Origin of the sequence: Salinispora pacifica CNR114, assembly GCF_000514775.1 — a bacterium.
Taxonomy (GTDB): domain Bacteria; phylum Actinomycetota; class Actinomycetes; order Mycobacteriales; family Micromonosporaceae; genus Micromonospora; species Micromonospora pacifica.
Map to the genome: position 1 here is coordinate 1 of NZ_AZWO01000038.1, position 23,166 is coordinate 23,166.

The window sequence follows — 23,166 nt, forward strand, 5'->3', positions numbered from 1 at the left end:
CAACAGCTGGAACATCGCCGCCGGCGCGTCCTGGTACGCCTCCAGCGCCGCCGTGCCCACCTGGATCACCGACTTCCGCGCCGACATCCCCAAGATCGACGTACCCAGCCTGATCCTGCACGGCACCGCCGACAACATCCTGCCCATCGACGCCACCGCCCGCGAACTGCGCAAGCAGCTACCCAACGCCGACTACGTCGAAATCGACGGCGCACCCCACGGCCTGCTCTGGACCCACGCCGACGACGTCAACCAGGCCCTGCTGACCTTCCTCGCCAAGTAGCGCCACAGCCGAGGCCGGCTCCGGCCGCTCCCTACTCGCCTGAAAGAGATCCGCTGATGTCCACGACCACCGCCCCCACCGTTGCGCCCACACCCACTCCCGGCAGCGTCGGCGGCATCCTGCAGCAGACCCTCATCGACCTACTCGACCTCGTCCTCCAGGCCAAACAAGCCCACTGGAACGTGACCGGGCCTCGGTTCCTGCCCCTACACCAGCAACTCGACGCCCTCGCCGACGCGGCACGTGAACACGCCGACACCATCGCCGAACGCGCCGCCGCCATCGGCACACCACCCGACGCACGCGCCACCACCATCGCCGCCACCAGCCGGCTACCCCAGTTGGACAACGGCGTACTACCGGACGACACCGTGATCGACAAGATCGGCGAGCTCCTCACCACCACCGGCACCGGAATCCGCCAAGCAATCGAGGCCACCGCCGACGACCCCGTCACCCAGGACCTACTCATCACCGCCGGCCACACCATCGAACACCAAGCCTGGCTCCTGCGCGCCCAGCGATAGCACGTCGACCGCTGCTCATCTCCGCGGTTGCGAGTTGAGTCGGGCAGCCTGCCGCGTGAGGTGGTCGCGCTCGGGGAGGCTCGGCGCCGAGCGGGCAGCCTCGGCGTAGAGCCGGGCTGCGGTTACCGGGTCGCCCGCCCGCTCGTGCAGGTACGCCGCGACGGCGGCGTACCTGGGCAGGGCGGGGTCAAGCCCTGCCAGGGCGGCCAGGCCGGTCCTCGGGCCGTCCGCCTCCCCGAGCGCGACCGCCCGATTAAGCCGGGCCACCGGGCTGTCGGTGAGGCGCACCAGCTCGTCGTACCACTCGACGATCTGCCGCCAGTCGGTCTCCTCGACCGTCCGGGCGTCGGCGTGCAGTGCGGCGATGGCGGCCTGAGCCTGGAACTCTCCCAGCCGGTCGCGGGCGAGGGCGTTCTGGAGCACCTCGACCCCCTCGGCGATCAGGTGGCGGTTCCACCGGCTGCGGTCCTGCTCGGCAAGGGGCACGAGCCGGCCGTCCGGGCTGGTACGCACCGGACGCCGCGCGTGGTGCAGCAGCATCAGCGCCAGCAGGCCCGCGACCTCCTCGTGGTCAATCTGGGCGGCTAGTTGACGAGTGAGCCGGATCGCCTCGGCGGCCAGGTCGACATCCCCGGAATGGCCCTCGTTGAAGACGAGGTAGAGCACCCGCAACACGGTGGCGACATCACCGGGCTGGTTGAGGCGGACGCCCGAGACCTTCCGCTTGGCCCGGCTGATCCGCTGAGCCATGGTCGCCTCCGGTACGAGGTAGGCCCGCGCGATCTGGCGCGTGGTCAGACCACCGACCGCGCGCAGCGTGAGCGCGACGGATGAGGCCGGTGTCAGGCAGGGGTGCGCGCAGAGGAAATACAGCTGCAGCGTGTCGTCCACCGCCTCGACCGGCCCGGGTACGGGCTCACCCTCGACGCGTACCTCGCGCTGCCGCCGGGAGGTGTCGGCGCGGGCGGCGTCGAGGAACCTACGCCAGGCCACGGTGATCAACCAGCCCCGGGGGTCCCGCGGCGGACTCTCCGGCCACCCGCGCACCGCCTCGACCAGGGCATCCTGCACGGCATCCTCGGCCGACGCGAAATCCGCACCACGCCGGACGAGAACCCCGATCACCGCTGGTACGAGGTCCCGCAGCAGTTCCCCGTTCACTCCGGCACAGCCGCCGGCACACCGTAGAACGGTCGGACCTCCAGCCACTCGTGGATCGGCCTACCGCCCGGCCCGGGGGCGGCCGAAAGCTCCCCCGCCAGCTCCACCGCGCGGTCCCACGACTCCACGTCGACGACGTACCACCCAGCGACCAGGTCCTTGGTCTCGACGAACGGCCCGTCGGTCACCGGCGGCCGCCCCTCGCCGTCGTACCGCACGAACGCGCCGTCCGGCGACAGTGCTTGGGCGTCAACGAGCTCGCCCGTCTCCTCCAGCCGCGCCCCGAAGTCGTGCATGAACCGCATGTGCGCGTCGACCTCGTCCGGTGTCCACTGGTCCATCGGTGCCCAGTCCACGGCGGGTGCCGGGCCACCCCGGTAGTGCTTGAGCAGCAGGTACTTGGCCATCAGCTTCTCCTGACGAGGCGACATCTCCGACAACAGCTCCGCGCGGGAGCGGGCAGAACTCCACGCCCCCGCGCGGACACTACTGCGAATCGATCGATCCGGCCTCCTGCCGCACGGGACCGGCAACCACCTCTTGCCGGCCAGCAGACGGTCGGTTCAGGCCGCCGGGCACCGCGCACCGGGGGCGGGCAACGTCAGGTCGACGAGGTAGCGGTCCACCGCGGCCTTCGTGCAGTCGGTGCGCTGGTAGATGCCGTGGCCCCAGCCCTCGTACGTCACCAGGCGCCCATGCCGGCCAAGGTGCTGGGCGACGTTGGTGGCCCAGTTGTAGCCGGTACGGGGGTCGTGCAGGGCGTTGAGCAACAACAGCGGAGTACGGGTCCGTACCTGCGGTACGTGCGGCGGGTTCCGGACCGGCGACGGCCAGCCGAGGCAGGTCTGCACCGCCAACAGCCCGCTGCCGTACCGGATGTCCGGCCCGGCGGCCGCGGCCTCCCGGACCAGGCCGGCGTACTCGGTGTAGTCGCGGACCGGGACGGGCCAATCCGCGCAGAAGGCGGCAGCGGAGAGTGAAAGATTCACCTCGGGGGGCGGGGTGCCGCCCTCCATGTCGCTCACGGCGACCGCCAGCTCCGACCAGCGCGGGCCGGCAAGCAGCCCGAGCGCCACGGCGGTGACGTCGAAGGCGGTACGCGGCGCGTACTCGCCCCGATCCGCGCGGGCCAGCACCTCGGCCCAGACCGCCCGGACGTCCCGGCCGTGCAGCACGCACTCGGTTGACCGGTCACACCAGGAGACGAACTCGTCGAACGAGTCCTGCAGCGCGGCTGCCTGGGTGCGGACGAAGGGGCGCAGTCCCAGGCTGTGGTCGAACACGCCCTCCAGCACGACGGCTCGCACCCGGTGCGGGTACTGCTCGGCGTACTGCTGACCCAGCAGGGTGCCGTAGGAACTGCCGTGGAAGGAGATCTGGCGCTCGCCCAGTGCGCGCCGCAACGCCTCCAGATCCCGCACCGTGCTGAGCGTGTCGGCGTGGTCGAAGACCGGGCTGGTTGGCCGGCACCGCTCCCAGAACGCCTGGTTGTAGGCCACCATGGCATCGAAGTCCGCCTGGCTGCCCAGCGGAATCGGCGGTTTGGGCAGCGTCGGGTCCGGGCTGCAATCCGGCGCGGCGCTGCGGGCCACCGTGCGCGGGTCGAAGCTGACCACGTCGAACCGGTCGAGCAACTCGTCGCTGAACCGCACACCTTTGCGGATCTTGTCCACTCCGGAGTCTGCCGGGCCGCCCGGCCCGAACACCAGCGTGCCCACCCGTTGCTGCGACTCCCGCGCTGGCCGGCGCGCGACGGAGAGCTCAAACGTCGGGCCATGCGGGCGGGACCAGTCCACCGGCAGCCGGAGCTGGGCACACTCCACCGTGCCTTCCGGGGCGGACGCTGGTGGCTCTTCCTGGCATTCACCCCAGGAAAGGGTGGGTGTCGCGGGGGTCGGATCGGCCCGGGCCGGCGCGGACACTCCGGCGACCAGGGTGAGCGCGGCGACCGCGGTGGTCAGGGTACGGCTGGGCATGGCGCCTCCTTCAGAACTATCATGCCGTCCATACTCGACTACCGATTCATCCTCGGCTATGGGTGTAACTCCGGATAGGACCCAGAGCTACACCCCTTAGGGGCCACCCCGCTCCGGCGGGCCCGCACTCCGCGGAAGCCGGCGGGCCGTCACGGCTCCAGGGTGAGCGTCTGCGCCGCCTCCGCCTCGATACTGGTTTCCTCCCAGCGCATCGGCAGGGTCTCCCCGGTACGCCACAGCTCCAGCTGGTCGTCGTAGTTGCGGTGGAAGGCATGGCCGGAGTTGCCGGTCAGCTGGATCCACCGGGAGGCGTCCAGGTCCGCCAAGTCAACGATCATCCTCATGGACGGAACGGCCTTGACCTCGTACCCGTCGGCGGCGTCCCAGCCGGTGGCGTTGACGATCGCGCTGCCGCCGGAGACGCCGACCGGGTCCGTGTTGAAGAGCCACTCGACGATCCCCACACCCGAGGTGCCGAAGGACTGGTTTCGCACGGTCAACGTGTGCATCCGGCCCCAACGCCAGTCGGCCGGCTCGTCGCCCTGGTCGCGGGAGAGTTCACTCGCCGCCGCTTCGGCCGCCGCGCGCAGCAGGTCGTCGCGGCCCTCGACGGCCTCGGTCTCCGGCCGGTCCCACCACGGCGAGTCGGGCTGGCTGAGCAGACCCCGCACCACCTCGTACGACTGGTCGTTGCCGTCGAGCCGGTAGTCCGCGGGCAGCTCGTCGAAGGTCGCCAGGAGCAGGTGCCGCCAGACGGCGTTGTAGTACGCCGCCGCGGCGGAGCGGCGCCCGTCCTCGGTGCCCGGCTCCCCCTCCGCCGGCTGCTGGTAGTCCCACTCCGTCCACAGCTCGGTGGCGGACCGGACCAGATCCGAGGCATCGGCGGCAACAGCCGCCTGGACCGCCGGGACGAGCGTCGGCGCGAAGCCGTTGCGGTTGTCGAACTGCATGGCCTGCACGTCCGCGACGGTGATCGCCCCGGCCTCCCGGGCCGAGCTGATCAACTCGTGGATGCGCTGGCTGCGGTAGCCGTAGTGCCAGTCGGTGGTGAGCAGGTGCGGGTACGAGGGGCCGATGACGGCCTCGTTGGCGGTGACCAGGTAGCCGGCGGGCGGGTTGAGGACATTCGGTAACTCCGCGAAGGGAAGGAAACCCTGCCAGTCGTATGCCGAGTCCCACCCGGGTGCCATCCATCGCCCGTCTCCGGTGCCCCGCACCGGGATCTGGCCGGGAGCCTGGTAGCCGATGTTGCCGTCGGTGTCGGCGTAGACCAGGTTCTGCGCGGGCACCTCGAACAGCGCCGCCGCGGCGCGGAAGTCGGTCCAGTTCGTCGCGGTGTTCAGTTTGAAGATGGCGTCGGCGGTCCGGCCCGGCGCAAGCGCGGTCCAGCTCAGCGCGATGGCGTAGCCGTCACGCTGCGCGCCGTCGGTGGGCGCCGACTCGTCGGTGGGCGCCGGCTCGTCGGGGCGCAGCTGCGGGGTGGCGGCGACCGATGCCGGCGAACCCGCCGGGTCGACCGGCGGCGCGAGACCGATCTCGCGTAGTTCGGCCGACGCGTCGGAGAGCAGGGGGCCGTGCCCGGAGGCCCGTACGGTGATCGACACATCCTCGCCGCCGGCGACCTTGATGGTTTCGGTGCGGGTCGTCAACGGCTGCCACGCTCCGTCGACCTGCACCCGGTCGCCGTCCACCCGCTCCAGGTAGAGATCGGTGACGTCGGGGCTCAGGTTGGTGAAGCCCCAAGCGATGTGGGCGTTGTGCCCGATGACCACGCCCGGTATGCCGGAGAAGCTGAAACCGGAGACATTGATGTCGCACGCACAGTGCAGGCCGTTCTGGTACCAGATGCCGGGCATGCTGGGACCGAGGTGCGGATCGTTGGCGAGGATCGGCTTCCCGGTGTTGGTCAGATCGCCGGCGATAACCCACGAGTTGGAGCCGATGCCCCGACCGGTGCCCACCATGGTCGGCAGCCGGGAGAGCCCGCTGGCCAGCGCGGTGGCCAGCTCCGTGGCAGCCGTGCCAGCGGTGGGGTCAGCCGGTTCCGCGACGCCGGCTGGTCGGGCGGTGGCTGGTTCGGCCGGGTTCGCGGGGAGCACGCCCCCGCCCGTTCCGGCAGTCTCGGTCCCGGCGGGAGCCGAGCGGTCATCCGGATCCGGGGAGGCCGGGTCGGCTTCCTGGTCGAAGGCACCGTCCACGATGCCGCCCGCGACGACGATCGGCTGGTGCCGGTCGAAGGGATACCCCGGATACAACTCCTCGACCTGCTGGCGGGTCAGGCCCGCGGCGAGGAGCGCCGCACGGGCGAGCTCGTCTCTCATGTTGCCGCGCAGGTCCCACGCCATCGCCTTCAGCCAGGCGAGACTGTCCACCGGGTGCCACGCCTCGATCGCGTAGCCCGAATTCTGCAGGCCGAGTACGGCGTACTCCAGACTCGCCCGGCTCCCGTCGTGCCCGTCAAGCCAGGCGTTCACCCCGTCGGCGTACACCTGTAGGTAGCGCTTGGTTTCCGCCCCGAGGAGGTCCCACTCCTGCTCGGCGACCCGACGCCACCCCATCGTCCGGAGGTAGACGTCGGTCTCCACCTGGCTCTCGCCGAAGAGTTCGGCGAGCCGGCCCGCGGTGAGATGGCGGCGGAAGTCCATCTCCCAGAACCGATCCTGCGCGTGGAGGTAGCCCTGGGCACGAAACAGGTCCTCGGCGGTCTCCGCGTACACCTGCGGGATGCCGTGCTCGTCGCGGTGCACGGTGACCGGTGCGGTGAGCCCGGGCAGCCGAAGCGCACCGTCGTGCTGCGGGAACGCTCGCCGCACCGTCCACACGGCGGTGAGGGTGAGCACGAGGGCCAGTGCGGTGAAAACCGCCACGGTCCAGAGCGCGATCTTACGTATCCGGGGCGAAAGAATACGTGCAGGATTCACGCCGAAATCCTAGAGGTTCGATGCGCCATTAGGTGATCTTGAAGCTCGGGTAACGTATTCCCGGCAGCAATTGACGCGTACGAGTGGCGGGAGCGGCTGATGAATCCGACGATCGCCCTCCTTCCCAGCGCGCTGCTCGGACCCGCCGTCTGGCAGCCGGTGCGGGAACGACTCCGCGCCGCCGGCCGGGAGGTCATCGTCGCCGGGGAGCCGGGGGCGAGTGGGACCTCCGTGGCCGACATCCTGCGGTGGTACCTGGACAGCCTGCCCACCGGCCGCGACTACGTGCTGGTACCGCAGAGCAACGCCGGCCTCTACGTCCCGGCCATCACCGCGCAGCGCTCGGTGACCGGGCTTGTCTTCGTGGACGCGATCCTCCCGCCCGAGCAGGGCACCACCCCGGTGGCACCGCAGGGCCTCCGGGAAATGCTGCAGACCCGGGCCGGGCCGGACGGTGAACTGCCGGTCTGGACCTCCTGGTGGCCACCGGAGGAGGTCGCCGCCCTCTTCCCCTCCGAGCAGGTCAGGGCGGAGGTGTCCGCACAGCAACAGCGCTTTCCGCTCAGCTACTTCGCGCAGCGGGTAACCGTCGCCCCCGGCTGGTCCGACCGTCCCGCCGGCTATCTCGCCTTCGGCGACGCGTACCGAGCCGAACGGGTCACGGCGGAGAGCTGGGGCTGGCGTTCGGCCCGGCTCGACGGTGGACACCTGCACATGCTGAACGCGCCGGGCGAGGTCGCCGCCGCGCTCGCCCGGCTGCTCTGACCAGCTCCGACGCCCACCACGTCACGGCGCGCTCCGGGCGGCGGCAGCGGTCTGGCGGGGTAGCGACACGGCAGTGTCGTAGCCGGCGGCTTGCAAAGTGAACAGCTCGGCGTACCGACCGCCGGCCGCGAGCAGGTCGTCGTGGGTGCCGGCCTCGACGAGCCGGCCGTGGTGCAGGACGTAGATGCGATCCGCGTGGCGGACGTTTGCCAGCCGGTGGGTGATGAGGATGGTGATCCCGTGGCCCTGCCGGTCGCGGATGGCCTGGAACAGGGCGTCCTCCGCGCGCGGGTCGAGTGCCGAGGAGGGCTCGTCCATGATGAGCAGGTCGGCGTCCCGCAGGAAGCCCCGGGCGGCCGTGATGCGTTGCCACTGCCCACCGGAGAGGTCCTGACCGCCGGCGAAGGTCCGGTCGAGCAGGGTCTCGTAGCCGTGCGGCAGTTCTTTGATCATGTGGTGGGCGACGGCACGATTGGCGGCGGCCTCGATGCGATCGGACCGCGGGGTGGTGGTGAGGTCACCGATGGCGATGTTCGTGGCGGCGGTGAACGGCCACTTGTGGTACTCCTGCGTCACCACCGCGATCCGGGCCCGTAGCGCTTCGGTGTCCCAGTCGTCGGTGGGCCGACCGTTGTAGCGGATGGTCCCGCCGGTGGGCGTCCGCAGGGTGGCGATCATTGTGGCGAGGGTCGACTTGCCGGAGCCGTTCTCCCCCACGAACGCCACCGTCTGCCCCGCCGCGATACTCAGGCTGACCTGTTCAACGGCGGCGGCGTCCCGGTCGGGGTAGCGCAGGCTGACCGCATCCACCGCGACCGCGCGCAACCGCTGCGGCACCAGGCGATCAGCGGCACCGGTACGGGGCTCGGGCAGGCGATCAGCGGCACCGGTACGGGGCTCGGGCAGGTAGTCGGCGGCGCGGGTCATGAAACCGGTGTAGTCGCGGAAGTGCTGGCCCTCGGTGTAGGCGCGGTCCATCTGGAAGGTGACCACCGCCAGGGATCGCTGTGCGGACTGCACGGCGATGACGCCGGTGGCCGCGGCGGCGAGGGGGATGTGCCCCTCGACCAGTAGGAAGCCGAGCAGGACGTAGACCACGGCGGTGGCGATCCCACCGATCATCGCGCCGACGGTGGTGGTCGTGGTGACCCGACGGGCCAGAGCGAGCTGGATCCCGGTCTCGACCCCCATCACCCGGTCGTACTGGTCGAGCAGGAAGGACCGCAGCCCGTAGGTGCGCAGCTCGGGGGCGGAGTCGCGTTCGGCCATCAACCGATGCAGCAGCCACAACCGACGCCGCCGCACCGACCCCGCCGCGTACGTCTGGTAGCGCAGGTGCCCGGCGCGCAGCGACGCCCACCCGTTCGGCACCGTGGCCACCAGCAGCGCGACCAGCAGCAGCGGGTGGATCACCACGACGGCGACCGCGACGGCGAGCACGCCGGTAAGGCCGGCGAGCAGGTTTATCGACGCCTGCACCAGGCCGGTGGTGGAGTCCGCGCCCCGGGAGGCCCGCTCCATATCGTCGGCGAAGGCGTCCGCGTCGAACGCCTCCAGCCGGACGGCCGTGGTCACCTCGAACAGGCCCCGTTCCACCTCCCGGTCGACCTTCGGGCTCAGACCGTTCTGGGCGTACCCCATCGCGGTGGCCATGCCGGCCCGCAACGCGGTCACCGCCGCCAGGGCGACCAGGGCGGGCAGCGCGGCGAGCACCTTGTCGGCGGTCGGGCCCCCGGCGAACAACTCCACCAGGACCCGCTGCGCGGCGAGGAGCCCGAAGGCGGCCAGCACTCCGGCGCCCACCGTGGTGCCCGCCACGATCGAGGTGCGGAGCCGGTCGGCCCGCCAGCTCACGGCCAGCGCCGCGCCCACCAGTCGGGGCAGCTCGGAGAAGACCGCGAAGAGACCGGCCTGCGCCCGCGCTCGCACCCCGGTCTCCCACCACATCTGGCGCAACTCCGGTAAGGCCGAGTCCCGCGCACCCTCGGCATCGGGGCGCAGGTCTCGCTGGGTCGGCTTTGGCTGGTCGGACGGGCGATCGGGCAGGTTGGTTGTCGACATGCGGGAAACGTAGGACTGGCCCGGGGGACACGCCCGCAGCACCGCGCGCCGACAATGTCGGTAGCGGCGACACCGATTCCGACATCACCCGAACGCGTCGGCGACACCGGGCGGAAGTGTCACCAGCGACAGCTACGGTGTTCGCTCATCGTGACCGCGACCCGGGGGTGGCAGCGATGCGCGACACCGACGACACCAGGACCGCCCGCCGCGCCCTCGGCCGTCGCCTCGCCGAGCTGCGCCGGGCCGCCGGGCAGACCCAGCACAGCCTCGCTCGGCTCGTCCAGTACGGACGCAGTTCCGTGGCGAACACCGAGACCGGTCGCCAGCACCCGGAACGGCCCTTCTGGGCCCGCTGCGACGAGGCGCTGCGCACCGGCGGGGTGCTCACCGCCGAATATGACCGCATCGCGTACCGGGAGCACCGCCACCGCGCGGTCCCGGCGCGCGGTGGCGGTGCCGCCCCGACCAGCGGCCCCCCAGCCACGTGGCGGGAGGCCGTGGACGACACCGAAGGCTGCTCACCGGCCGCTCTGGTGGACCGGCTCTGTCTCCTGCGCCACGATGTGGACCGCGCGATCGTCGCGCTGACCTGGCTCGGCTACCACCCCACCGCGACGATCAACCACTCCGGGTCGCCGGCGGAGATGAACGAGGACTGGTCCGCGACATCGTCGTAGGGGAAGCCGTAGGAGAGGCCGTCGATGGACTGCTCGTGCCAGAACTTCGCGTAGTAGTTCGCCGGTGCCTGCTGGTAGAAGAGGTGCGGGTCCTCCCACTGCGACCGGGGCAGGTGGGCGACGTGCCGGTTCAGCGCAGCACATCCGTCCGGGTTACTCGCCAGCGGCCCGGAGCACCCGAAGATCTGGGCGGTGGTGGCGGGGATCCCGACCGACGATGCGTACCCGCTCAGGTAGTCGGCGTACTGTCCGCCCGAGCGGAACTGGGGCGTGTTGCCGGGGGACGGCACACGATACGGCGCCTCGATTGTGGCGAGGTGCTTGAACTCGGCTGGCATCGCGTCCGAGAACCGCTGGAACGTCGTGTCACGACCCTCGGTGAAGATCGTCTCGGTCTCGCCGACGGCTCGGTCGTATCCGCCACCGGCGCGCAGCCGCATCGCCAGTGGGAGCCCGAACGCGTCCACTCGGGTGGTGTTGCCGTTGAAGCGGTCCGCGGCCACGGTGAACTCGACGAAGTCCCGGTATTGGCTGGTCGGTGAGCCGAGGTGGAAGTACATCCGGCCGGCCGAGTTCGCCGGCATGTCGAGGTACGGCTGTTCCGCGATGGAGCGGGTCTGGCCGCCGAAGCTCCAGTACACCTGGCTGTCGGGGTAACGGCCGTTGGTCCGGTTCAGGATCTTGACTGTGAGGACGTTCTGGGCGGGCGGGATCGTGCTGGTGTCACCCCAGAAGTCGTCGCTCGGCGGTGGTGGTTCCGACCCCGTCGTCCGCACCACGAACTCCCAGAGCGAGTAGCCGTACGGGGTGTTGCGGGCGGTGCCGTACATCCGCACGTACCGTCCCGCGCCGGAGACATCGAGCGTCTGCACACCGCCGGCGCCGGTCGTGGTGGCGTAGCGGGTGGTCCACGGTCCAGCCGGACTGTCGGCGGTCTGGAGCTCGAACGCCCGCGCGGCGGCCGCCTCCCACCTCAGGACGACCTGGCAGATGGTCCGGACCGCACCGAGGTCGACCCGCAGCCACTGTGGGTCGGCGAAGGCGCTCGACCAGCGGGTGGCGGTGTTGCCGTCCACGGCCGCCGTGGCCGGGGTGGTGGCGGACTCGACCGAGGAGGCCGTCACGTCCCGACCGAGTGCGGCATTACCCGTGCAGGTGGAGCCGCTGGTGCCGTAGACCTCGAACTCCCACAGGGAGTAACCCCACGCGGTGCCCCGGGCGGTGCCGTAGAGCCGGATGTGGCGTCCGGTGCCGCTGACCGTGAGGTTCTGGGTGTCACCTGTCCCGGCGGCCGTCTGATAGATCGTCTGCCAGGGGCCGGCGGGGTTGGCCGAAACCTGGATCTGGAAGGCACTCCCGTAGGCGGCCTCCCACCGCAGGGTTACCTGACTGATCGTGGCGGTGCCGCCCAGGTCAACCTGGAGCCACTGCGGGTCGCTGAACTCGCTCGACCAGCGGGTGTCCGGGTCGCCGTCAGTGGCGGCGGTGGCCGGAGTGTCTCCGAGTTCGACTGAGGAGGCGGTGGTCGGCTTGCCCTGGGAGAGCAGGACGGCTGCGGCCTGGGCCCGCTGGGCGGGAAGCGTCAGGACGGTGGCGAGCAGGATGAGCGGGACCGCGAACGCCAGCGCGCGGCGGTAGCGCGGCCGGTGGGAGATCAGGCGAGCTGTCGGCATGATGGGCTCCCGGACGGGTGGTGGTGGCAGAGAGCGCTCTCAGCGTTATCGACAGCCTCGAATTAGTCAAGCGGCCTGAGCTGCGCGGTCACCAGATGGTCCGTCTCCGAACCGCCGAGCACCTGCTGCCGTACGTCGGTGAAGCCGGCCTCGCGCAGCAGCCCGACGAGTTCGTCGTGGTCGTAGGCCCGGCCGCCCTGGGTGTGGAAGAGGTTCAGGCTGAACATCCGGACGAACGCCGTACCCAGCCCGGCAGTCGGCTGCTCCGGTGCCGTGGCGAGCGGTTCAAGCAGGGCCACCCGGCCGCCGGGACGGAGCGCGGCGGCGACCCGACGCAGCAGGGTCAGCGTCTCAGCCGCCTGATAACCGTGCACGACATTGAAGAGCAACACCAGATCGTGACCGGTACCAAAGTCGACCTCGAAGAGGTCACCCGCCCGGAGCGTGCACCGGTCGGTCAGGCCGGCGGCGGCGACGGTCTCCGCCCCCTGGGTCAGCGCACCAGCCAGGTCCACCACGGTGGCCCGCAGCTGCGGATGTGCGGTGAGGAAGGCAACCGGATAGCTGGCATGCCCGCCACCGACGTCAAGCAGGCTACGCGCGTCGGCCGGCACCGGCAGCAGTTCGACGATCTCCGCACTGAGCCCCTCGGCGAGTCGACGCAGCATGGTCTGGAAGTCCGCCAGGACCTCCGGTCGCTGCTCCAGCCAGGCGTAGAAGTCACCGGTCGGAGTGCCGGAGCAGATCGACGACTCCAGGTCGTGCCACCAACCGGTGAGCAGCGCCGACCAGAAGGCGAGCACCGGCGCGAAGCTGTCCGGGACGGCCCGCAGGAGCCAGCGGGTCGTGTTGGCGCTGTTGGCGTACCCACCCTCGGCGCGGATCAGGTAGCCGAAGCTGGTCAACGCGTCGAGCAGGATCCGCAGACCGAGCGGATCCGTGGCAGTACGGACGGCGAGCCGCTCGACCGGGAGCGGGCCGCCGGCCAACTCCTCGAAGACGCCCAGCCGGAGCGCGGCGCCGGCACTACGGAAGGAGACCGCGTCGAGCAGGTCGAGAAACGCGGCGGGGGCGGCGTCGGAGGCGTGGAACTGCCGCGCCTCCTCCGGGCTCAACGGCACCGGCATGGCAGGGCTCCTTCAGGTGGCGGGTTGACGGTCGGCGGATACAGCCCCGGGACCCGAGGCGTCGTCAGGGGGATCGTCAGGCCCCGGGGGGTCGGGGGGATCGTCAGGCCCCGGGGTGTCGTCGGGGAGCGCGTCGGGTAGATCGTCGGCGGCGCGCAGCACCGGCCGGGTCCAGGCGAGCGCGGCGAGGAGCACCATCGCCACCCCGGTGACCGCGAAGAGCAGCGCGATACCGCGGCCCTCCCCGGTGCCGATCACCTGGCCGACCGAATCGGCGAGCGCCCCCTCCGAGCGCAGCAGCGGCTCGAAGAGGCCATCGGCGATCGGCCCGGCCAGCACGTACGCCAGCGGCACACTGGCGTCACCGATCACCCGGGCGGTAGCGAGCACGCGGCCCAACACAGAGGGCTCGGTCTTGGTCTGGATCAGGGTCATGGTGGAGCTGTTCACGATCGGCAGGGTGAAGAGGAAGAGCGGGGCCACCACCCCGATCAGCCAGGCGGACGGGGCCGCCGCGTGCAGCGCGAGAGCCACTCCCCCGAGCGCGAGTCCACCGCAGACAGCGGTGACCCGACGGGTCGGCCCGCCCCACACCCCCATCACCAGGCTGCCGGCGAAGAGACCGGCGCCCCCCGCGGACATCAGCAGGCCGAGGGTGTCCGCCGTGGCGAACGAGAGGATCAGTGGTTGTACCAGGACCCCGGCGATGCCGAAGAGAAAGTTGAAGGCGCCGAAGACCAGCATGAGCGCAAGCAGGCTCGGCCGTTGCCGCAGATAATGCCAGCCGGCGGCGGCTGTCCGCAGTACCGCCTCGGCAGGACCGGGTGCGGCCGGGTGGGTCACCTCGGCGGGCAGCCGGACCAACAGCAGGGTCGCGGCCGCGACCACGAACGTACCCAGGTCGATCGCCATCACCCCGCCGATCCCGACGGTCACCACCAGTACCCCGGCGATCAGTGGTGCGGCGATCTGTACCGCCCGGGAGACCTGCATAAGCCCGTTGAACCGGCCCAACTGCCGCTTACCGACCAACGCCGGGGTCATCGCCTGGTAGGCGACCTGATGCACGGTGGACGCGGTGGCGCTCACCGCGGTCCCCAGGTAGATGTGCCAGACCTGGAGGGCATCGGCGACGACCAGCGCGGCGAGTGCCGCCGTACCGGCGGCAGCCACGGTGTCGGCGACCAGCATCAGGCTACGGCGGTCCCGACGGTCGGCCAGCGACCCGGCGAACGGCGCGAACAGGACCGCCGGCAGGGTGGCGGCGAGAAAGATCAGCGAGAACTGGGTGACCGAACCGGTGCGCTGATAGACCCAGACCCCGAGGACGAACGCGGTGAGGCTAGACCCGATCAGGGAGACGAGCTGGCCGAGCCAGATCGCGACCCACCGGGCGGTGGGCGCCGTACGCTCAGCCATGGCCCCTCCCGGGCGGTGGGGCGAGGAAGCCGGCGGCCACGAACGCCGACAGGTAGGTGTGCAGCAGCCCCTCATCGGCCGGCGGGCAGGTGATCCCGGCCGCCGCGAGCGTCGCCTCGGTGCCGGTGCAGTCGAAGTCCGGCTGCGTCCGGACCGGGGTGTCCACCTCGAAGAGCGGGGCGAGCCGGGCCAGCGCGGCGTCCGGCCGGTCCAGCAGCGCCGCCCGCCAGCGGGGGTACGGCACCGAGGTCACCGGGTAGCCGAAGCTGGCCAGCGCGGCGGCGAGGGCCGCGTACGACATGGTCTGGTTGTTGTAGTAGTGGTGGTCCGTCGTCGCGCCCGCCCGGGTCAGGTGCCCGATGCCGGCCCCGACGTAGTTGACCGGCGCGAGGTCGGCGGGGTCGTCGATCTCCGGTACGGCGCCGAGCTGCACGCAGGTCTTCAGCAGCCGACTGAAGTAGTCGTCGGTGTTACCGAGGCCGCTGCCGGCGTCCCCGGTGATCCGGGCGGGCCGGTGCACGCTGACCGGCAGCCCCCGCTCCCGGGCGGCCCGGACCAACGCGTCGGCCACCCACTTGCTGGCGTTGTAGCCGTCGGCGAGCCCGTCGCAGTCGCCCGGGATGTCGCCCTCACGCACCAGGGTGCCGCGGTGTGCCGGGGTGACGAAGACCCCGAGGGTGGAGACGAGGTGGACTGCGCTCGGGCGGCCGGCGCTGGCCAGCCGGAGCACCTCCACCGTGCCGCCGACGTTGGCCGGGCGCAGCGTCGAGTACGGCGCGACGAAGTTGACCACGCCGCCGTTGTGCACGATCGCGTCCAGTCCCTCGCCCAGCTCGGCGAAGTAGGCGCCGCTCAGGCCGAGTCGGGGTGCACCGAGGTCGCCGGGGACGCCGATCAGCCGGGCGTCGTACTCCGGCCGCCAGAGGCCGTACCGGCGCAGGTTGCCGCGGACCCGGTCTAGCGCGGCGGTCGGGGTGTCCGCCCGGACCAGACAGTGCACGGTGGCGGAGCTGTGGGCGAGCCAGTCCGCGAGCAGGTACGCCCCGAGGAAGCCGGTCGCCCCGGTGCAGAGCACCGACCGTGCCGGCGCAGCCGACCTCCCGGACGGTACGGCCAGGTCGGCGGGGAGTCGGGCCTCGGCGCGGAGCAGGTCGACGTCACCGTCCCGGGTGGGCCCGACTCCGTCGAGAACGGCGGCGAGACCGGCGAGGTCGGCGGTGGAGAAGAGCGCCCGCAGGGGCAGCTCCACCCCGAGCGCGGCCCGGATCCGGGTCGCCAGACTCGCCGCGAGCAGCGAGTGTCCACCGAGGTCGAAGAAGTTGTCGTGCCGGCCCACCGGGTCGGTGTCGAGCAGCTCGGCCCAGATGCCGGCGAGCGTCAGCTCGGTCGGGGTGGTCGGTGGCTCGTGCGCCACCCGGTCGATCTCCTCCGGTCGGGGCAGGGCGGCCAGGTCGAGCTTGCCGTGCCGGTTGGTGGGCAGGTCGGGCACCCGGATCAAGGCGGCGGGGACGAGGTACTCCGGCAGCCGGCGGCGCAGCGTGACCCGGGCCTGGGGGTCAACCGGGGTCGCGTCGTCGGCGACCAGGTAGGCGACGAGCCGGGGGCCGGTCGGGGCGTGGTCAACGACCACGGCGGTACGGCGCATCCCGGGCAGGGCGGCGCAGGCCGCCTCGACCTCGCCGAGCTCAATCCGATGGCCCCGGATCTTGACCTGCTGGTCGCTCCGGCCGAGGAACTCGAGGCTGCCGTCGGCACGGTGCCGGCCGAGGTCGCCGGTGCGGTATAGCCGCGACCCGGCGGGGCCGTACGGGTTCGGGACGAAGCGGTCCGCGGTCGCACCGGGATTGTCGAGGTATCCGCGGGCGGGGGCCGTGCCGCCGATCCAGACCTCACCGGCGAGGCCGATCGGCACCGGCCGCAGATCGGGATCGAGGACGTGCACCTGAACGTTGGGCACCGGGCGGCCGATCGGCAGCCGGGTCAGTCCGGGCAGGTCGGCCGCGTCCACGGTGGCGTGGGTGGTGGCGCAGACGGTCGCCTCGGTCGGGCCGTAGTGGTTGTGCAGCGTGACTCGGCCAGCGGTGAGTTCCGCCCAACGGCGCACCGTCGCCAGGTCCACGGGTTCCCCGCCGACCATCATGGCCCGCAACGCGCCGACGTCGAGCGCACCGGGCCGCGCGGCGAGGTCGGTGACCCAGCGGGCCCAGAGCGGCGCGGCGGTGTCGACCAGGGTGAGGCCGTGCGCCCGGCACAGCTCGACCAGGCCCGTGCCGGTGATCGCGGCCGGCTGCCGGTGCACCACGATCGTGGCCCCGCTGACCAGGGCCGGGAAGAGATCACCGACGGCGGCGTCGAAGCTCAGTGGGGGCAGCATGAGCAGCCGGTCACCGGGACCGATGCGGTGCAGGTCGACGAAGGCCAGGGCCAGGTTGACGGCGGTGCGGTGGCTGACCATCACCCCCTTCGGCGTGCCGGTGGAGCCGGAGGTGTGGATGACGTAGGCGAGCTGGTCCGGGTGAACCGGCCGGGGAGCAGCAGGTGGCGGCTTGCCGGTCGGGCCCACGTCGGCCGGTTGACCATCAGGACCAACAGCGAGCACGATGCCGACGTACGGCGGGTCGTCGTGCGTGTCCGGCCCGGCGGCCAGGGTGGCGGCGAGCTCGGCATCGGCCAGGCAGACCGGGGCGCCGGCGGCGGTGAGCAGGGCACGCAGCCGGGCTGGGGGGTGGCTGGGGTCCACCGGCAGGTACCCGGCGCCGGCCTTGAGGATCGCCAGGATGCCGGTGACGGCCGCTCGACCGGCGGCCAAGGCGAGCCCCACCGGCTGGTCGGGACGGACCCCACAGCGGCGTAGGTACGCGGCGAGCCGGTCCGCGTCGGCGTCCAGCCGGCCGTAGGTCAGGGCCGGCCGGTCCGGCTCGCCCGGGCTGATGTCCAGCAGGGCGGGCGCGTCCGGGTCGGTCGCCGCCCGTACGCTCACCAGCTCGTGTAGCCCCAGCCCATCCGGGTACGCCCGGTCGGTGTTGTTCCAGGAGGCCAGGTCACGTCGCTCGGCGGGGCCGACCAACTCCAGCGCGGAGAGTGGCAGTTGCGGCCTGGTGGCCAACGCCCACAGCACGGACCGGAACCGGTCGACGAACCGGGCGATGGTCACCTGGTCGAAGAGGTCGGTGTTGTAGTCGACCAGGGCGTTGAGGCCGGCCGGGGACTCGTACACCGCGACGGTGAGCTCCATCCGGGCGGTCTCCCGCAGCACCGGCACCGGACGGACGACGAGACCCGCCCGAGGACCGGCGGCACTGGCTTGGTTCAGCACCAGCATCACCTGGAACAGTGGGTTGCGGCTCGGGTCGCGGGGCAGCCGCACGGTCTCGATGATCCGCTCGAAGGGCAGCTCGGCGTGCGTCAGGGACTCCACACAGGTACGCCGGACCCGGGCCAGCGCCTCGGCCAGCGTCGGGTCCCCGGACAGGTCGGTGCGCAGCGGCAGGCTGTTGACGAGCAGGCCGACCAGCTGCTGCTGCTCGGGGTTGGCGCGCAATGTCACCGGGGCGGCGACGCAGACGTCGTCGGTGCCGGCGAGGCGGGCCAGCAGTACCTGCAGACCGGCGAGCAGGATCATGAAACGGGTGCAGCCGGTCCGCTGGGCCAGACCGTCGAGCGCCGCGATCAGATCATCGGTGAGGGCGAAGCCGTGGGTACTGCCGGCGAAGGTCAGCGTGGCCGGTCGCGGCCGGTCGGTGGGCAGGTCGAGCACGCCGGAGCAGCCGGCCAGCCGTTCGGTCCAGAACTCGCGCGCCCGGTCGGCGGCGGCGCTGGCCAACCAGTCCCGCTGCCAGAGCACGTGGTCGGGAAAGTGCGTGGCCGGCGGTGGGGTCGAGGCTGGTGCGGGTGGGGTTGCGTTGGACGTTGGGGCGGTGACCGCCCCGGTGCGCCGGCGGTGGTGGCCGTCGAGCAGCCCGGCGAGCACGATGTCGAGGGACTGCTCGTCGGCGATGATGTGGTGCAGGGCCACCACCAACAGGTGTTCGTCCCGGTCCAGCCGCCCCAACCGGACCCGCAGCAGGGGTGCCCGGCCCAGGTCGAACGGCGTTTCACTCTCCCGGCTGGCGACGGCGGTCGCTGCGGCCTCACGGGCGTCGGGCGCCACCGTGGTCAGCTCCTCCACGACAAGCTGACACCGGGCTGCCGGGTCGGTGGCGGGCAGGACGACCTGCTCCACCGCCCCGTCCCGCTGCACGAACCTGGTCCGGAGTGCCTCGTGCGCGGCGACGACATCGTCGAGCGCGGACTGCAGCGCGACGAGGTCCAACCGGCCGGTGACGCACACTGCCTTGCTGAGCACGTACGCCGTGTTTCCGGGCTGAAGTTGGTCGAGGAACCACATGCCCTCCTGCATCGGGGAGAGCGGCACCCGGGCACCCGGGTCCCGAGGGGGAATCCCGACCGGTTGCGCCCGGCGGGTCAGTCCCCGGCGGGCCATCAGCTCCCGGATCAGCTGTTCGCGGTCGGGCCCGGAGGCGTTCATTCCGGGCCGTCCAGCAGGGCCCGTAGCTCCGCGTCGGAGAGGTCGGCCGCCTCCATCCGAAGGGCGGCGACGGCGTCGGTCTGGCCGGCTGTCTCCTCGGTGGAGCGCAGCGCGCGAGCCATCGCGTCGATCGTCGGCGCCTCGAAGAGGATCCGGATCGGCACCTCCGTCTCCAGCGCGGCGCCGATCCGACTCAACGCCTGCGCGCCGAGGAGGGAATGCCCACCGAGGCGGAAGAAGTCGTCGTGCACACCGACCCGCTCGACGTGCAGTACCTCCTGCCAGATCCCGGCGAGTAACTGCTCCAGGGGGTCGCGGGGGGCGACCCGCTCCACCCGCGAGTCGGTCCAGGTGGGGGTGGGCAGGGCCGTCCGGTCGACCTTGCCGTTGCCGTTGAGCGGCAATGCGGTCATCGGCACCAGGGCCGCGGGAAGCATGTACTCCGGCAGCCGGCCGGCCAGGTCGGCACGGACCTGGTCAGTCAGGGAGTCCGGGGCAACGCCGTACGCCGGCACGGCGTACGCCACCAGGCGGGTGTCGCCGTCCCCGCCGGCCCAGGTGCCGACCACCGCGTCCGCCACCAGGTCGTGGCCCCGGAGCAGGGACTCGATCTCGCCCAGCTCGATCCGAAACCCGCGCACCTTGACCTGATGGTCGGTGCGGCCAAGGAACTCCAGCCGGCCGTCGGCGCGCTGCCGGGCCAGGTCACCGGTGGCGTAGAGCCGGGCGCCGGGGTGGTCGGCGAACGGGTCGGGGACGAACCGATCAGCGGTCAGGCCGGGTCGGCCGTGGTATCCGCGCACCACACCGGACCCGCCGATGTGGATCTGTCCCACCACGCCCACCGGCACCGGCTGGTACGCCTCGTCGAGCAGGTAGATCCGGGTGTTGGCGATCGGTGAACCGAGGTCCACCGCGGCCGGGGTCGGCCGCACGGGGGCGGCTGCGGACCAGACGGTGGTTTCGGTGGGCCCATAGCAGTTCCACAGGGTCCCGCCGTCGGCCTGCAGGGCGTCGGCAAGATCCCGGGACAGGGCCTCACCGCCACAGAGGCGCAGCCGCAGCGTCGGCGGTACCCCGCCGGACGCCTGCAGCAGTCGCCAGGTCGCCGGGGTGGCCTGCATGGCGGTGATCCCCGCTTCGGTGAGCCGACGACGCAGGGCCGGCCCATCGCCGACCTCGTCGGCGCCCACGACCAGCAGCGGGACGTCCAACAGCAGCGGCACCAGCAGTTCCAACACCGAGATGTCGAACGACAGGGTGGTGACCGCGGCGAACCGGTCCGCCGGCGTCAGGTCCAGGTCGTCGTGGAAGGAGGCAACGAGGTTGGTCACGCTGCGGTGCGGGACCGCCACCCCTTTCGGTCGACCGGTCGAACCCGAGGTGTAGATCAGGTATGCCAGTCCGTCCGGATGCGCCGGGACCGCCGGAAGTGGCTCAGCTGGGCCAGGCGTGTCGGTGGCATCGTCGAGCAGCACCGTCACCGAGCCCGCCAGCACCGGGTCGAGCCGCGCGACGACCGCCCGGTGGGTCAACACGACCCGGGTGCCGGAGTCGGCGAGCAGGTGGCGCAGCCGCTCCGGGGGCAGGGTGGGGTCGAGCGGCAGGTAACCAGCACCGGCCCGCCACACACCGAGCACCGCGGCGACCAGGTCGACACCCCGATCCAGGCAGATGCCGACCGGAGTGTCCGGGGCGACGCCGGCGGCGAGCAGCCGCCGGGCGATCTGTCCGGCCCGCCGGTGCAGCCCGGCCCGGTCCACCTGCCCGTCCGGACCGATGACGGCAGGTGGAGCGCCGGACTCGGCGGGTTCGGTGGGGAGCAGGTCCAAAAGGGTGTCGACCGGCAGGGTGCCCCGATCGGTCTGATTCCACTCGACCACGGCACGCCAGCGCTCCACTCCGCGCAGCAGCGGAATCCGGGTCAGGGGACGATCCGGCTCGGCGACCGCCGCGTCCAACAGAGTGCACAGGTGCCGGGCCAGCCGGTCGACGGTGCTGGCATCGAACAGATCGGTGTCGTACTCGAAGGCCAACCGCAGGGCGCCCTCAGCGGTCAGCTCACCGGCGAGGGTGAGGTCGAACTTGGCGGTGCCGCTGTCGACCCGCAGGGAGGTGGTCGTGCAACCGGCGAGCTGAAAGGCGTTCTGCGGCGCGTTCTGCAGGATCAGCTGGGCCTGGAAGATCGGCGCGTGGGCCAGGCTGCGTTCCGGCTGCAGCTCCTCAACCACCTTCTCGAACGGCACCTCGGCGTTGCCGAGACCGACGAGGGTGACCTCCCGTACCCGGTCGACGAGTTGCCGTAGCGAGGGGGAGCCCGCGGACGACACCCGCAGGGCAAGCGTGTTGACGAAGAAGCCGACCAGCCGCTCCAGGTCGGGATGCTCCCGACCGGCGACCGGGGCGCCGATCACGATGTCGTCCTGCCCACTGTGCCGGGACAACACCGCCTGGAACACGGCGAGCAGGGTCATGAACATGGTGACCCCCGCGCCCTGGTTGAACTCCTCTACCCGGTCAACGGCCGCCGCCGGGACCGTGACGTAGTGGCAGGCACCCCGATACGAGCGATTGGCCGGGCGGGGCCGGTCGGTGGGGAGGCTGAGCAGGGCCGGCGCCCCACGCAGGTGCGTAGTCCAGTGGTCGAGCTGTCGGCGCAGCGCATCGCCGGCGAGCCGCTCCCGCTGCCAGACGGTGAAGTCGGCGTACTGGGTGGGCAGGTCGGGCAGGTTGGCCGGAGCACCTGCCAGCGCAGCCGCGTAGGCGGTCTCCAACTCCTGGAAGAGCACCCCGATCGACCAGGCGTCGAAGACGATGTGGTGCACGCAGAACGCCACATGGTGCCGATCCGGGCCGGTCCGGATCACCATCACCCGCAACAGCGGACCCGCGGCCAGGTCGAACGGTCGCCCGGAGTGCGCCCGGACGAGCGTGGTGGCCTCGACCTCACACTGCTCCGCCGGCAGCCCGGTCAGATCCGTCTCGGTGAGATCCACCTCGGCGGTCGGCCGCACCACCTGCACTGGTTCGCCACCGGATTCACTGAATGTGGTACGCAGCGCCGGATGCCGGTTGACGAGCGTGGTCAGCGCGGTACGCAGCGCCGGGACGTCCAGTGGCCCGTCCACCTGGAAGGCGACCGGGATGTTGTAAACCGGGATGCCCCCGGTAAATCGGTCCAGGAACCACAGCCGCTGTTGGCCGAAGGAAACCGGGTAGCTGCGGGGCGCCTGGGCCCGCTCGGCGAGCAGGTGGGCCAGCAGGGCACGCTTGCCGCCGCTGTCGGGTGCGGTGGAGTCGGCGGTCGTCATCGAACCCCCTGGTTCGTGTTCGGGTGCGGGATGCCGACGTTGGCGCTGGGTTCGGGCATCGGCAGACCGTGCCGTTGGGCGGCCGCCCGGACCTGCCCACGCAGCGAGGCCGGGCCGCCGTGCCCGAAGTACCGCAGGTAGCTGGCGAGGGTCACCGGGTCGTCGGCGAGAAACGGCAGATCACTGGCGACCATGTACCGGACCACCAGCATCGGAACGGGGCTCCGCAACGGCCGGAAGTCCGGGTTCCACAGGCCGCCCTTGGCTGGCGGTCCGTCGTGGAACTCACCGAGCATCAGCCCCTGGTCGGTGTAGTGCGGTTTGAGCCGCAGCTGGGTCCGATCCACGACCTGTCGGGCAACGTCGCCGGGCAGGTCCGGTAGCGTCAGCAGGATGGTCTTGAACTGGGCGGACGGCCCGGTGAGCGGGTCCAGCTGGTGGAACCAGTCCCGGTAGACCGCCAGCACCTCGTCCAGCTCCGCCTCATTGACGGTCTCCCCACGATGCACGGCCAGGTAGAAAACATCCCGGTCCAGGGAGCCCTGGGCGTACGGACAGACCGGGCCCTTACGGCCCAGCTCCGGATGGGGTGCACAGAGGTACTCCCGGGCCCAGGCGGCCACGGCCCGCACCTGGTCAACCGCTCCGGCCAACAGCGGGTGCAGCGCATCGGCATCCAGGTCAGCCTGGGTGAACAAAATCTGTTTGGGGTCAAACGGAGCCCTCAGCACCGC

15 protein-coding genes are annotated in these 23,166 nt (G+C 71.6%); 4 read left to right on the plus strand and 11 right to left on the minus strand.

Features of this window, described 5'->3' with window-relative positions; genetic code table 11:
- Together B118_RS0120305 and B118_RS0120310 are read left to right on the plus strand one after the other, a co-directional pair.
- Nucleotides 1-283, plus strand: a 283-nt coding sequence (locus tag B118_RS0120305; protein ID WP_027648340.1) for an alpha/beta fold hydrolase, incomplete at its 5' end; no start/stop codon positions are given.
- Between the two features lie 56 nt (nucleotides 284-339).
- Nucleotides 340-810 carry a Dps family protein gene (locus B118_RS0120310; protein ID WP_028188662.1) on the plus strand — a complete coding sequence of 157 codons (471 nt, stop codon included), beginning with the start codon at nucleotides 340-342 and terminating at the stop codon, nucleotides 808-810.
- A 15-nt stretch (nucleotides 811-825) separates the two neighbouring features.
- On the opposite strand, the gene B118_RS0120315 is transcribed toward B118_RS0120310, so the two are convergent.
- The 4 genes from B118_RS0120315 to B118_RS0120330 form a co-directional block, all read right to left on the minus strand.
- Nucleotides 826-1,971 carry an RNA polymerase sigma factor gene (locus B118_RS0120315; protein ID WP_028188661.1) on the minus strand — a complete coding sequence of 382 codons (1,146 nt, stop codon included), beginning with the start codon at nucleotides 1,969-1,971 and terminating at the stop codon, nucleotides 826-828.
- On the minus strand, nucleotides 1,968-2,378 hold the full coding sequence (locus B118_RS0120320; protein ID WP_027646861.1) for a YciI family protein: 411 nt from the start codon (nucleotides 2,376-2,378) through the stop codon (nucleotides 1,968-1,970). Before B118_RS0120320 ends, B118_RS0120315 begins: the two co-directional genes overlap by 4 nt.
- A gap of 156 nt (nucleotides 2,379-2,534) precedes the next feature.
- Nucleotides 2,535-3,947 (minus strand): alpha/beta fold hydrolase, encoded by a 1,413-nt coding sequence (locus tag B118_RS0120325; protein WP_028188660.1) that lies wholly within the window; start codon nucleotides 3,945-3,947, stop codon nucleotides 2,535-2,537.
- Between the two features lie 149 nt (nucleotides 3,948-4,096).
- The gene (locus B118_RS0120330; protein WP_028193322.1) at nucleotides 4,097-6,868 is read right to left on the minus strand and encodes a penicillin acylase family protein; all 2,772 of its coding nucleotides are present in this window, start codon (nucleotides 6,866-6,868) and stop codon (nucleotides 4,097-4,099) included.
- A 99-nt stretch (nucleotides 6,869-6,967) separates the two neighbouring features.
- On the opposite strand from B118_RS0120330, the gene B118_RS0120335 reads away from it, so the two are divergent.
- Nucleotides 6,968-7,633, plus strand: a complete 666-nt coding sequence (locus tag B118_RS0120335; protein ID WP_018812132.1) for a hypothetical protein — start codon at nucleotides 6,968-6,970, stop codon at nucleotides 7,631-7,633.
- A gap of 21 nt (nucleotides 7,634-7,654) precedes the next feature.
- Here the strand turns inward: B118_RS0120335 and B118_RS0120340 are convergent, their stop codons facing one another.
- The gene (locus tag B118_RS0120340) at nucleotides 7,655-9,694 is read right to left on the minus strand and encodes an ATP-binding cassette domain-containing protein (protein WP_043541690.1); all 2,040 of its coding nucleotides are present in this window, start codon (nucleotides 9,692-9,694) and stop codon (nucleotides 7,655-7,657) included.
- A 176-nt stretch (nucleotides 9,695-9,870) separates the two neighbouring features.
- Here B118_RS0120340 and B118_RS0120345 point away from each other — a divergent pair, with 176 nt between their 5' ends.
- Nucleotides 9,871-10,374 carry a helix-turn-helix domain-containing protein gene (locus B118_RS0120345; protein ID WP_026185595.1) on the plus strand — a complete coding sequence of 168 codons (504 nt, stop codon included), beginning with the start codon at nucleotides 9,871-9,873 and terminating at the stop codon, nucleotides 10,372-10,374.
- Here B118_RS0120345 and B118_RS0120350 read toward each other — a convergent pair.
- The 6 genes from B118_RS0120350 to B118_RS0120375 form a co-directional block, all read right to left on the minus strand.
- Complete coding sequence (locus B118_RS0120350) at nucleotides 10,296-12,047, minus strand: discoidin domain-containing protein (RefSeq protein WP_027658431.1); 1,752 nt, start codon at nucleotides 12,045-12,047, stop codon at nucleotides 10,296-10,298. The genes B118_RS0120345 and B118_RS0120350 overlap by 79 nt on opposite strands.
- A 62-nt stretch (nucleotides 12,048-12,109) precedes the next feature.
- Complete coding sequence (locus B118_RS0120355) at nucleotides 12,110-13,174, minus strand: methyltransferase (protein ID WP_018812130.1); 1,065 nt, start codon at nucleotides 13,172-13,174, stop codon at nucleotides 12,110-12,112.
- Between the two features lie 12 nt (nucleotides 13,175-13,186).
- Nucleotides 13,187-14,593, minus strand: coding sequence for an MFS transporter (locus B118_RS0120360; protein ID WP_028188653.1), 1,407 nt, complete (start codon nucleotides 14,591-14,593; stop codon nucleotides 13,187-13,189).
- On the minus strand, nucleotides 14,586-19,121 hold the full coding sequence (locus B118_RS0120365) for a non-ribosomal peptide synthetase (protein WP_028193324.1): 4,536 nt from the start codon (nucleotides 19,119-19,121) through the stop codon (nucleotides 14,586-14,588). The genes B118_RS0120360 and B118_RS0120365 overlap by 8 nt, the downstream gene beginning before the upstream one ends.
- Nucleotides 19,118-22,432 carry a non-ribosomal peptide synthetase gene (locus B118_RS0120370; protein WP_028193325.1) on the minus strand — a complete coding sequence of 1,105 codons (3,315 nt, stop codon included), beginning with the start codon at nucleotides 22,430-22,432 and terminating at the stop codon, nucleotides 19,118-19,120. The genes B118_RS0120365 and B118_RS0120370 overlap by 4 nt, the downstream gene beginning before the upstream one ends.
- On the minus strand, nucleotides 22,429-23,163 hold the full coding sequence (locus B118_RS0120375) for a DUF6875 domain-containing protein (protein WP_028193326.1): 735 nt from the start codon (nucleotides 23,161-23,163) through the stop codon (nucleotides 22,429-22,431). The genes B118_RS0120370 and B118_RS0120375 overlap by 4 nt, the downstream gene beginning before the upstream one ends.
- Nucleotides 23,164-23,166: the final 3 nt, after the last annotated feature.